This window comes from Psychrobacter sp. M4 (assembly GCF_055699795.1).
Genome location: NZ_CM146740.1, coordinates 929315 through 940699 on the forward strand (window position 1 = coordinate 929315; position 11385 = coordinate 940699).

Here is an 11385-nt window from a genome sequence, read left to right on the forward strand (position 1 = left end):
ATGCAAAACAATAAAATGATAGAGTTAAATGCAAATGAAAACTCGCTAGGTATGTCAGACTCTGCCAAACGAGCCATTACAGAGTCTTTGAGTGTTGGCTTTCGATATCCAGATCATCCACGTGCTGCCCTTATTAGCAAAATTGCTACCATTCATGGTGTAGCAGAAAATCAGGTCTCATTGGGCAATGGCTCGACCGAAAATATACGAGCTACCTTACAAATGCTGCAAAATAAAGCATTTAGAGAAGACAAAGATTTCCAGATGGTAATTCCTGTGCCAACGTTTGACTGTGCAGAGATGTATGCAAACTCTATTGGCGCATCCGTAATCAAGATACCAGTAACAGCCGAAAATTATGATTTAGACCTTCAGAATCTACAAAAAGCTGCTGACGAGTTTGACGGAATTAGTTTGCTTTACCTTTGCAATCCTAATAATCCCACCGGAACCATTACCTCAACGAGCAAGCTTAAAGCTTGGGTTAGCCGTGCACCTGATGACCACTACTTCTTACTGGATCAAGCTTATTTAGAATACGTTACAGACCTAAGCTTTGAGAGTGGGATTGAGTGGGTAAAACAAGGATTATCAAACAATCTTATTGTCATTCACACTTTCTCAAAGTTATGTGCTCTAGCGGGTATGCGAGTAGGCTATGCAATTTCTAACCCGCAAGCTATCGCTGCCATTGAAGGGTTTATGTCTATGGACAATACCAACTTATCAGGCGCGGTTGCCGCTATTGCGACGTTAAATGATGCAGAATTTTTAGAGCTAAGCTTGCAAACCACTAATCAATCAAGGCAGATGATTGAAAAGGCCTTAGACGATCTTGGACTTCGCTACTTACCATCACAGACTAACTTTATTTTTCATGAAATAAAGGGTGATTTGAAAACGTATATCGACAGAATGCGAGATAATGGAATCAAAGTTGGTCGCAGATTTTCACCAATTACAGACTTTAATCGCCTAACGCTTGGCACACCTGATGAGATGGCAATATTTATCAAAGTGCTAAAATCATTTCGCGCTAAAGGTTGGGTATGATTGGTAAGCTAAAACAATCATCGGTTTAAAAATATTAACTGATATTCAAAAGTGTAAGATGCATAAGTTGCCTCTCATAAAAAATATCTTATGTTTGTTTATAAGATCCCTTGTAATAAGAGGTAATGGCACTTAATATGACGCCCATTCACTCACCAACTAGGCTTATTATCCATCGTGCATACTAATAACTTACTAGAGTTAAACTCTAACGAGAACTCACTTGGCATGGCAGACTCTGCCAAAAAAGCTATTATTAATACTTTAGATGTAGGGTTTCGTTATCCTGACGATCAGCGTGCCACGCTTATTAGCAAAATCGCTGAGGTAAACGGAGTGACTGAGGACCAAGTCTCATTAGGTAATGGCTCAAGCGAAAATATCGGTGCGGTAGTACAAATGCTACAAATCAAAGCGTTAAAGGAAGGCAAACGCATGCAACTGGTAGTACCTGATCCTACTTTTGCTTATGCAGAATTGTATGCTATCTCTATCGACGTACCCGTCGTTAAAGTACCGTTAACACCCAATGACTATGATTTAGATTTTGCAAATTTGCAAAAGGTTGCCGATGAGTTTGATGGTATTAGTCTGTTTTATCTGTGCAATCCTAATAATCCAACGGCAACGATCACAGCAACGGATAAACTCAAAGACTGGGTTAAAAACGCGCCCACGAATCATTATTTCTTACTGGATCAAGCTTATTCAGAATATATTAACGATCCAAGCTTTGAGAGCGCGGTGAAATGGGTAAAGCAGTCGCTATCTGACAACCTAATTGTAGTACGCACTTTCTCAAAACTATGTGCGCTGGCAGGTATGCGCATAGGTTATGCCATTGCCAATACGCAAACCATTGCCGACATCGAAGCATTTATATCTATAGACAATACCAATTTGTCAGGCGCGGTTGCTGTGTTAGCTACCTTGGACGATAGAGACTTTTTAGAGTTGAGTTTAAAGACTACTATGCAGTCACAGCAAATGGTGGAAGCGGCATTAGATGAGCTAGGCTTACGCTACTTGCCTTCACAAGCCAATTTTATATTTCATGAAGTGACAGGCAGTGTAAAAACCTACATGGATAGAATGCGTGAGCATGGCATCATAGTGGGCCGCGAGTTCCCGCCTATCGAAGGCTTTAGTCGCTTAACGCTCGGTACCCCTGATGAGATGGAAGTGTTTATTAAAGTGTTGAAGACGTTTCGCAAGCAAGGTTGGGTTTGATAGACTTAATACGAGCCTTTAAGATTTGCAACTACCAACAACTGTAACCTCTTGTTCTTACTAATATTAAACGCGGTTTTACATTTTCTCTCTTAAAAAATTTAAGTTATTCCTATAGTATTAATTGGTACTTTATAAAGCTATATTAGCTGTTTAATTTTATAAATTTAAACCATAAGGATATTACTATAATGGATGTAAAATCATTATTTCAGAAAAGTGTAGAGAAACAACTGCTTGATGTTGAAGATTATATTTTTACGCCTAAGCGTATGGATATGATCGTTGACGAAGGGGATTTAACTTGCATTTTGAATAGCGATGGTAGCGTTAACGTCTTCTATAGCAAGCAAGGTATTACTGATGTACGAGCTGCTGCCCGTAAACATCCCTTTACTGATTTTGAAACCGAACTGCATCACGGTTTGTATGATGATGTTATCGACGATATAATCGACAGCGTTAATGAGATTATAGATGGTCAATCTAAATACTTTCGTAGCACTAAAGTTTTACCTCCAACGGCCCCTTTGCCAGACAATTCAAACGCTGTGATTACCGAAGCCGATAAATACTAGGTTTGTACTTTTTAAAATAGAAATAGGGTACGTCATCTCATAGACGTACCCTATTTTTTTGGAGTATTTAGACTTTAAAGAGTTTAATTTTTAAAGGCTTAGGTTTTTAAAGACTTAGGTTTTTAGAGCTTGTAACATTTAGGCACCAATAATACTACCGTAGCAGCTTTGTAGCGATTTGGCGACAACTCTAGTTACTAACTTCGCCCGATATTCGGTATCTATGGCTGCGTTACCTAATTCCACGAGGGTGACTTGCTGCGGCGCTTGCTCACTCACGCAGCCGCATACTTTGCTTTTTACTGCCTCTTCTTGCGCCTCAGTCATTGCCGTACTAGCAATACGCCACGTGTTTTGCTTTTCAATTTGACTGCGGCACTGGTTATCAATAGCGGCTTTAAAGATATTCATGCCCATCTCATTAGCGCTACCAATAACGTTGCCTGTATTGTTACCTGAGTTACTACCTGTATTGGTGCCTGCAGTGGTATTTGGTCCTGTTGCCGTACATCCGGCTAAAGCGAATGTAGCAAGCATGACAGTTGAAGCTAAAAGTTTTTTCATGATTTATCCTCAAATGATTTTTAGTAAGATACAACAAGTGTATTTAAAAGTAACGACAGCTAGTGATAAAAAGACCAGCTAAGTCATCCTAGCTGGTCTTGTTAACGTTTACTAATGTTCTTGCTTAAACATTCTTGCTACTTTCTTTTTGCTGAATGTCTTTGGCAAGCTTATAACAATCATCAACATGATCATTACCAATTTTTTTGAAGATAGTGTAACCCATTGTCGCGGCAACCAACTGCCCACCAAGAGGAATGAATTTTGTCACCTGCTTGGCTGCGATACGACCACCAAAACCTTGAATAGTCTTTTTAACAATACCGCGCGTCGCCATCAAACCGGCAAAATCTACCGTACGGTCTCTGATAGCGCTCCAATGAACTTCGCGTGATTCTAGATCGATCGCTGATTTGCGATCTTCAATCAATCCAAAACGCTCGCTAATCTCAGGTATAAGCTGTGTGAGCATCCCAGCATCGACGGCGACATCGAAGAAAGGAACAGGTATAACTGCCACACCTGCTGAGTATTTAGCGCGTTTTTTAACCAGTTCTTTACATTCTTTTCTAACTTGATCTAAATCTAGATTTGGGTCGATAGTGTTTGGAAGCTTTTCTGCCGCTGGAGTGGTTTTCATAAAATCATCCTCGTAAGTAATTGAAAAATACAGTAGTTGAAAAATATATTAAGTTTTAAGGGAATTTCTAGTTTTTAACTTTTTGATTTTTAGCTTTCTGTTTTTTAAACTTGATACTATTTTATGGTTTTACAAGCTGCATACAATCATAGCTTTGTAGCAAAATGCAGGAAAATATCGTAACTATGCACAGTTTTTGTAACACTCAATACAAGAGCATTATATAGCGGCGGTGATAGGACGTAAACGGTGATGAGCGGTTGGCCAGTCATCGATCATATATAACTTTTATAAGTTAGCAGTACCCGCTAATATTATAAATGAAGGTCATAAATTCAGGTCACAAATTAATATTGTGAGCAGTCATCAAAGCCAGTAGAATACCCTCATGCTAAATTTAACTCCCCGATCTTCTGCGACTTGTATCGACGAGTTGCCTACCGCCTTGCAAGACCTTGCTACCCAGTCATTTACGCTTGCTCGACTATATGCAGGGCGCGGTATCGTGCATCCTGAAGAGCTTCAGACTGGGTTGTCCGGTTTATTGTCTGCTGAAAATCTGCATGGCATCACGACCGCAGTACAGCTTTTAGACGATGCTATTGATAAGGGCTGGCGTATTTTAATCGTCGGCGACTTTGATTGTGATGGCGCTACCAGCACAGCACTGATGGTGCGGGCTTTAACTGCTATGGGCGCAAAGGTTGATTTTTTAGTGCCAGATCGTTTCAAGTACGGCTATGGTTTGACTCCTGAGATTGTCGAATTGGGCATTGAGACTTATCAGCCGGACATGATCGTGACCGTAGATAATGGCATCTCAAGCACCGATGGCGTAGCGCGTGCGCAAGCCGATGGCATTATAGTAATTATTACCGACCATCATTTGACGACCAAACCGGTACCGCCTGCCGAGGCCGTGGTCAATCCCAATCAGCTCGACTGCAGCTTTTCTAGTAAAGCATTAGTCGGCGTCGGGGTGGCTTTTTATGTGCTCGGACGTTTGGCGAAACTGCGCCGCGAGGCCGACAAGTCTACGGTACAAGTTAGTCAATATCTGGACTTGGTAGCGCTTGGTACTATCGCCGATGTAGGCGTACTCGATAAAAACAACCGTATCCTTGTACATCATGGACTCAGCGCTATTCGTCAAGGGCGTTGCTGTATAGGGATATTAGCACTTCTTGAGCAAGCCGGACGTGATCCTAAGCAGATGCAAGCGCAAGACTTTGGTTTTGTACTCGGGCCACGGATTAATGCTGCTGGGCGTATGGATAATATGCGTATCGGTATTGAGTGTTTATTGACTGATGATTGGGGCACAGCGCAGCGTCTAGCGCACAAGCTTGAGCTGTTAAATCGCAGTCGCCGGCAAGTTGAAGGCGAGATGCGCGCGCAAGCGGATAGCATCGTCCAGTCCTTGAGTGCTGATAGCAGTATGCAGTCTGAGGTTTATAGTAGTGATGGTGATGAAGATAACGACAATGACATCATCATTCGTAAACCTTCTACCGTAAAAACGTCTGAGCATAGCGAGCGTAGCATCGTTTTGTATCAAGACGATTGGCACCAAGGCGTCATTGGTATCGTCGCTGGACGCTTAAAAGAGAGCCATTATCGTCCAAGTATTGTGTTTGCGCCAGCAGACACGCAAAAGGTTAATGATGATGACTTGATTAAAGGCTCGGCGCGCTCAATTGCTGGCGTGCATATTCGCGATGCTATTGAACAAGTAGCGGAGCAGCACCCTAATCTTATTAGCCATTTTGGTGGTCATGCCATGGCGGCAGGTCTTACCTTGAAGCGCAGTCACTTCGATGACTTTGTGACCGCATTTGATAAGGTCATGGCAAAACTTGACAATGAGGTGTTTGCTGAGCAAAAATTCACTGATGGGCCTTTGCAAGCGCAGGATTTTAGCTTAGCATTCGCCGAGCATTTGGCTAATGCTAGTATCTGGGGTCATGGTTTTGCGCCGCCAATGTTTGATGGTATCTTTGAGGTATTAAGCTTTAAGGTATTAAAAGATAAGCATCTTAAATTATCACTGCGTTACCCTGGCGTGCAGTATCCTATCGATGCTATTTATTTTAATTATGATAGCAGTGCTTGGGATTACCGCGCTGAGCAAGTGCATCTATTGTTTGAGCTCGATATCAATGAGTGGAATGGTAAGCAAAGTCTGCAATTGATGGTAAGAGATTTGGCTGTCGTTAAGCCCTAATCAACCAAGCGAATAGAGGGTAGATGCCAATCAAAGCGCAGTGCCAACATGCGCACGGCAAAGATAACCCCAAGCATGATAAATTCATTTAGTCCAGGATTCACCCCTAAGGAATTGAGTAACAAGTAAGTTACCGAACCTACGATGCTAGCAGAGATATAAATCTCGCGCTGCAACAATAAAGGTATCTCATTACAGATAATATCGCGTAGTAAACCGCCGATAATAGCGGTCCAAACGCCCATCATAACGGCAATGGCGGGTGACATTCCTTGATTTAACGCCACCTTGAAACCAATTACACTAAAAGCTGCTAAACCGATGGCATCGAACAATTTGAGCGCGTTGTCGATCTTATGATAAAGATGGAAAAATATCTGTAGAATGAGGGAGGTAATAGTGATGACTATTAAGTAGTTTAAGTCAGTCATCCAAAACAGGGGATGACGATCTAGCGCCAAATCACGCAAGGTACCACCGCCGATAGCATTGACCATGGATACTAAAATGCAGCCAGCAATATCGAAGCCTTTGTGCTGAGCCAGCAGCGTACCGGCAATAGCACAGGCAATCACCCCAATCATATCTAATAAGTACAATAAGATATCAGGGAAAATCAAATCATCGACCATGGTCATGTACTCATCTGGTTAATTCCATAATGACTATGCTTTTCTTTAGCCATTTTTGGCAAATAATACTATTCCTAACATAATCAAGCCGATACCAAATAACCCCATCGCTGAGGGTGGTGGACTGTTTAACAAAATTATGCCACCAATCAAAGCAAATACAACCTCGCCAGCTTGAGCCGCATCAACGCCTGCCAGCTCACTTGACGTTTGCGCGCGTTCACGAGCATATAAAAAAATACTAGTTGCGGCTACCCCGGATAGTAATGCGACAAGCAGCGTATTAAACAGTTGCGAGACGCTGGGTGCTGCAGGACGCACTATGATGCCCAAGATTAGCCAAAATGGCAAACTACCCAGCGTCATAAGCCATACTTTATTAAAAGCGTTGTGTAGTAATTCAGTCTGAATAGTCGGGATTCGATCAATGAGAGTTTGCAGCGTTTTTTGAAAGTTAATTGACGAGCTGACTTGTAAATGGGGTGCAATGGTATTTCTTGCTACTAGATTATAAGCATCATCATTGTATTCACTATAAATATCATCACTATAAGCCGGTGTTATAGCGAGTGTTTCATTCATTAGTGGTTGCATAACGTTTTCATCGGCTACAAGCTCTAAGTTTGCAAGATGCTGTTTTTTAGCGTTATAAGACGCTTGCCAAACCAGCTGATTGCCAATAGGGTAGCTAAAAGCGGCAATTAATGCTGGTAGGGCGCCAAAGAAAAGTACGGTGGTCATTGGGGTGGCGATTAGTTGTGTTGAAGCAGTGGCATGCAGGCCTTCGCTGATATTGACCAGTATTACCCCAGCAAACACCAATAACGCATAGATAATAAACTTTTTATCAAAACGCTGCCCAAACGCAAGGAGTACCAGCAAGCTTGTGACCACTATCGACATAAAAGTGGCAGCAACTACCCAACCTGCAACATGGTCAGCAGCGTAGCAAATGCCAGTATAAAATACCCCAAAACCAATACTGCCAGTGAGACACCAAAACCGCCAATGCTGATGAAAAATAGCGGTTAAACCTTTGATGCGTCCAAAGCCATGTTGGAGGGTAATGATACCGGTGAGTATGAGCAACATAAACATATAGCGAAAACTGGCTGACCAAAACCAATGTCCACCAGCAGCGCTCATAAACTCATTTAGAATAAACGTCGAGCTAAAAAAAGCTGCGGCCAATAAGCTCAATAAGATTAGTTTGACCATCCCTGTGTCCTTGTCTGCTATTAACAGCTATATCTCTGCATCCAACCACAAACGATTTGCTTAGTTGTTTTTTGTTTATCTCATTTTTATGTTTTCTGCTATTTACCCTTAGCATCGGCCCAAATAATTTTATGTAGCTGCAATTGAAAGCGTACGGGTAGGGCGTCTTCTAATATCCATTCTGCTAATTCGCGTGCCAGTAGCGGTACATCAGGACTTGTATTTACACTTATTTGATCGGCTTTATCTGGCACATCAAACATAGGAGAGAACCAAACCGTATCCACACGTTTATCAAGGTTGTACTCTTTGAGTTTCAACTTTGCCCACTCATAATCGCTGCGGTTCATAATGACAAGTTTAATCTGATCATGCGGGGTCAGATAATCTAGATTGGTCCACAGATTTCTATCTACTTCCCCTGAGCTGGGCGTTTTTAGATCCATAACCTTACTGACGGCTACTGGAACATTGGCTACGGTGAGCGCGCCTGCAGTTTCCAAAGAGATTTCATAATTGTCACTAAGCAAACGTTTCATAAGCTCAATAGTATTGGGCTGAGCTAAAGGCTCGCCGCCTGTCACGCAAATACGTTTGCAAGGGTAGCTTTTAATAGTCTCTATAATGGCGTCCAAAGAGAGACGCTCACCGCCAGTAAAGGCGTATTCGGTGTCACAGTAAACGCAGCGCAGCGGACAACCCGTCAGGCGTACAAATACTGTCGGCAAGCCTGAGGTCAACGCTTCACCTTGTAGTGAGTAAAAAATCTCAGTAATGCGTAGACCCGCTTCGGGGTCAGTGACCGGAATAGAGGGGTTTCGTAGCGATAGCTCACTCATAATAGGTTCAAATATAGTTAAACATTGATAAAGCGGTTGAGCGCTTATCAAATAAGATGAAGTAAGTTAAAAAAGATGCTGAAGTTGCCCTTCAACATCTTTCCGGTTAAGAATAATGCTTCGTTATAGTAGTAGGCTTAATCTAAACGCAACAGCTCATTTACTGCAGTCTTAGCGCGAGTCTGTGCATCAACCTTTTTGACGATAATAGCGGCGTATAAACTATGTGTGCCATCTTTTGAAGGTAGGCTACCGGGTACGACAACCGAGCCTGCAGGCACGCGTCCACGATGAATCTCGCCGGTCTCGCGATCATAAATACGCGTCGATTGACCGATGTAGACGCCCATAGAGATCACTGCGCCTTCCTCAACGATCACGCCTTCAACGATCTCAGAACGTGCACCGATAAAGCAGTTGTCCTCAATAATGGTTGGATTAGCTTGTAAAGGCTCAAGGACGCCACCAATGCCGACGCCGCCTGATAAATGTACGTTTTTGCCGATTTGTGCGCATGAACCTACCGTCGCCCACGTATCAACCATCGCGCCTTGATCGACGTACGCACCGATATTGACGTAAGAGGGCATAAGTACTGCGCCCGCTGCAATGTATGAGCCTTTACGTGCGATAGCTGGCGGTACGACGCGAACGCCTGCTTCTTTGAACTGAGCTTCAGTCCAATTAGCAAACTTGGTTGGAACCTTGTCATAAAACTGGATATGCTCGCCTGCTGGCATAGCATAGTTGTCGTTTAAGCGAAACGATAGCAGTACCGCTTTTTTGGCCCACTGATTGACTACCCATTCGCCATCCTTTTTTTCAGCGACGCGCAGACTACCATTATCAAGCTGTTCAAGCACTTGCTCAATCGCATCACGTACGTCTTGCGGCATAGTCGCTGGACTATACTCATTGCGGTTTTCAAAAGCTTGTTCGATTGTTTGTTGTAGTGACATAAAATATCCTAGAAAATGAAAAGGTTAAGAATGGAGTTTAACAATAGGCTTTATTAATGGAAGCCAAATAAAATTACTAGCCGTATTGTCGCCAATTTAGCATATTTTAGCAAACGAAGTCGGCGACAGAAGTCTATTTGTGAATCACGAAACATGGCCTAAACTGATAAATGGCGTAACCAGTTTAAAATATCTCGGTATACAGTACGGTTATCCTGTTCATGCAGCGGTTCATGGCGCATGTTAGGGTATAGACGTATATTAACCTGCTTAAAACCTTGCTTCTCTAAATGACTAATTACTTTGCGCACACCGCGCCCCATATTACCGATAGGGTCCTCCTCGCCGCTGACAAACAGCATAGGAAAATCCTTGGAAACGGTTTTAGCCCAACCTTTATGTAAGCTGGCCTGCATCAATGCAAATAGGGTCAAAAAACCATTATTAGTAAAGTCAAAGCCGGTCAAGGGGTCGGCCTCATAAGCGGCAACCGCTGTAGGGTCTTCGTTTAGCCAAGCAAATTCTGAATCTGAGATACGATTGTTAAGCTTGCTATTAAGTACTTTATTCATGATTTTGGCAAAAACTGCATTGGGCTTTTTGGGGGCGGCTTTAGCTAGTATTTTATTGATAGGCATGAATAGTTTGATCAACGGATTGGCATCTGAGGTGCCCATAATAATAGCGCCAGCGAAGTTTTGTGCATGGTGTTTTAGAACGGTACGGACGATAAATGATCCCATCGAGTGACCCATGATAAAGTGCGGCACATCAGGATGACGAGATTTTAAGCTATCTGCCATGATGATGACGTCTTTGAGTAAGGATTGCATCGGATGCTCAATGCCAAAAAATCCTAATTCGTCAGGCGTTTTAATGGTTTGTCCATGACCGAGCTGGTCATAAGTGGCGACGGCAATACCATGATTGGCCAAAAACTGAGCAAAATCGCTATAACGGCCGCTGTGCTCGCTCATACCATGCACGATGAGTAGGGTTGCTTTTATGTCGGTATCACTATCGATAGGCTCAAAAAAGGTATGGTGCAGATAATGCGCATTATCAGAGGAGGTAATTTGCTCGGTGTTAGTTTTGTTATTATTCTCATCGTTGGTACTCATAAACGCTTCCTTGTATAGATTTTAATAATTTAAATCGTAGAGTGCTTTTTAAGTATGAAGCCGTAGATTAAGCACTGCTTCATTAGGCAAGCAAAAAAAATCTTATTTGAGAAAATTTTATTATTCAATTTGCATTTTAAATAGTGCATCGAATGCACCCTACGATAGTTTATGCTCATTTGAAAATCAGGTAGTCATTATAATATAGTTGATACTAAGTTAAATGGATACACTAGATTATAATGCCAGACTGGTACAAATTTTACTTACGTGCTATGTCGTTGCAGCTAAAGGCTGCACAAAATCTGCATCAGTCTTGCTGTATGT

The 11385-nt window shown here is 42.3% G+C and carries 11 protein-coding genes; 4 read left to right on the plus strand and 7 right to left on the minus strand.

The window, feature by feature from the left end; translation table 11 throughout:
• From ACR63N_RS04000 to ACR63N_RS04010, 3 genes are all read left to right on the plus strand, one after another.
• Entirely contained in the window at nucleotides 1-1053 is a 1053-nt protein-coding gene (locus tag ACR63N_RS04000) for a pyridoxal phosphate-dependent aminotransferase (RefSeq protein ID WP_472782498.1), read from the plus strand.
• Nucleotides 1054-1230: 177 nt separating this feature from the next.
• On the plus strand, nucleotides 1231-2283 hold the full coding sequence (locus ACR63N_RS04005; protein WP_367107154.1) for a pyridoxal phosphate-dependent aminotransferase: 1053 nt from the start codon (nucleotides 1231-1233) through the stop codon (nucleotides 2281-2283).
• 191 nt (nucleotides 2284-2474) lie between these two features.
• Nucleotides 2475-2861 carry a hypothetical protein gene (locus ACR63N_RS04010; protein ID WP_367103734.1) on the plus strand — a complete coding sequence of 129 codons (387 nt, stop codon included), beginning with the start codon at nucleotides 2475-2477 and terminating at the stop codon, nucleotides 2859-2861.
• Nucleotides 2862-2999: 138 nt separating this feature from the next.
• Here ACR63N_RS04010 and ACR63N_RS04015 read toward each other — a convergent pair whose 3' ends face one another.
• Nucleotides 3000-3425, minus strand: a complete 426-nt coding sequence (locus ACR63N_RS04015; RefSeq protein WP_367107155.1) for a hypothetical protein — start codon at nucleotides 3423-3425, stop codon at nucleotides 3000-3002.
• Between the two features lie 124 nt (nucleotides 3426-3549).
• Nucleotides 3550-4065, minus strand: coding sequence for a hypothetical protein (locus ACR63N_RS04020; RefSeq protein ID WP_367103732.1), 516 nt, complete (start codon nucleotides 4063-4065; stop codon nucleotides 3550-3552).
• A 388-nt stretch (nucleotides 4066-4453) separates the two neighbouring features.
• On the opposite strand from ACR63N_RS04020, the gene recJ reads away from it, so the two are divergent.
• Nucleotides 4454-6289 (plus strand): single-stranded-DNA-specific exonuclease RecJ, encoded by a 1836-nt coding sequence (gene recJ / locus ACR63N_RS04025; RefSeq protein ID WP_367103731.1) that lies wholly within the window; start codon nucleotides 4454-4456, stop codon nucleotides 6287-6289.
• Here recJ and ACR63N_RS04030 read toward each other — a convergent pair.
• The 5 genes from ACR63N_RS04030 to ACR63N_RS04050 all read right to left on the minus strand — a co-directional run bounded on the left by ACR63N_RS04030 (nucleotide 6286) and on the right by ACR63N_RS04050 (nucleotide 11058).
• On the minus strand, nucleotides 6286-6921 hold the full coding sequence (locus ACR63N_RS04030; RefSeq protein ID WP_367103807.1) for a trimeric intracellular cation channel family protein: 636 nt from the start codon (nucleotides 6919-6921) through the stop codon (nucleotides 6286-6288). The genes recJ and ACR63N_RS04030 overlap by 4 nt on opposite strands.
• 45 nt (nucleotides 6922-6966) lie before the next feature.
• On the minus strand, nucleotides 6967-8139 hold the full coding sequence (locus tag ACR63N_RS04035) for a multidrug resistance efflux transporter family protein (protein WP_367103730.1): 1173 nt from the start codon (nucleotides 8137-8139) through the stop codon (nucleotides 6967-6969).
• 98 nt (nucleotides 8140-8237) lie between these two features.
• A complete protein-coding gene (gene queE / locus ACR63N_RS04040; RefSeq protein WP_367103729.1) occupies nucleotides 8238-8978 on the minus strand; it encodes a 7-carboxy-7-deazaguanine synthase QueE in 741 nt (246 codons plus the stop codon).
• Nucleotides 8979-9115: 137 nt separating this feature from the next.
• Nucleotides 9116-9937 (minus strand): 2,3,4,5-tetrahydropyridine-2,6-dicarboxylate N-succinyltransferase, encoded by an 822-nt coding sequence (gene dapD, locus ACR63N_RS04045; protein WP_367103728.1) that lies wholly within the window; start codon nucleotides 9935-9937, stop codon nucleotides 9116-9118.
• 158 nt (nucleotides 9938-10095) lie between these two features.
• Nucleotides 10096-11058: an alpha/beta fold hydrolase gene (locus ACR63N_RS04050; protein WP_367103727.1), complete on the minus strand. Its 963-nt coding sequence runs from the start codon at nucleotides 11056-11058 to the stop codon at nucleotides 10096-10098.
• Between the last annotated feature and the right edge of the window lie 327 nt (nucleotides 11059-11385).

Excerpts from the sequence above, each read along its gene's own strand:
- ACR63N_RS04020 (WP_367103732.1), bottom strand. The coding sequence starts at position 4,065 with ATGAAAACCACTCCAGCGGCAGAAAAGCTTCCAAACACTATCGACCCA.
- queE (WP_367103729.1), bottom strand. The coding sequence starts at position 8,978 with ATGAGTGAGCTATCGCTACGAAACCCCTCTATTCCGGTCACTGACCCC.
- ACR63N_RS04050 (WP_367103727.1), bottom strand. The coding sequence starts at position 11,058 with ATGAGTACCAACGATGAGAATAATAACAAAACTAACACCGAGCAAATT.
- recJ (WP_367103731.1), top strand. The coding sequence starts at position 4,454 with ATGCTAAATTTAACTCCCCGATCTTCTGCGACTTGTATCGACGAGTTG.
- dapD (WP_367103728.1), bottom strand. The coding sequence starts at position 9,937 with ATGTCACTACAACAAACAATCGAACAAGCTTTTGAAAACCGCAATGAG.
- ACR63N_RS04010 (WP_367103734.1), top strand. The coding sequence starts at position 2,475 with ATGGATGTAAAATCATTATTTCAGAAAAGTGTAGAGAAACAACTGCTT.
- ACR63N_RS04000 (WP_472782498.1), top strand. The coding sequence starts at position 1 with ATGCAAAACAATAAAATGATAGAGTTAAATGCAAATGAAAACTCGCTA.
- ACR63N_RS04015 (WP_367107155.1), bottom strand. The coding sequence starts at position 3,425 with ATGAAAAAACTTTTAGCTTCAACTGTCATGCTTGCTACATTCGCTTTA.
- ACR63N_RS04030 (WP_367103807.1), bottom strand. The coding sequence starts at position 6,921 with ATGGTCGATGATTTGATTTTCCCTGATATCTTATTGTACTTATTAGAT.
- ACR63N_RS04035 (WP_367103730.1), bottom strand. The coding sequence starts at position 8,139 with ATGGTCAAACTAATCTTATTGAGCTTATTGGCCGCAGCTTTTTTTAGC.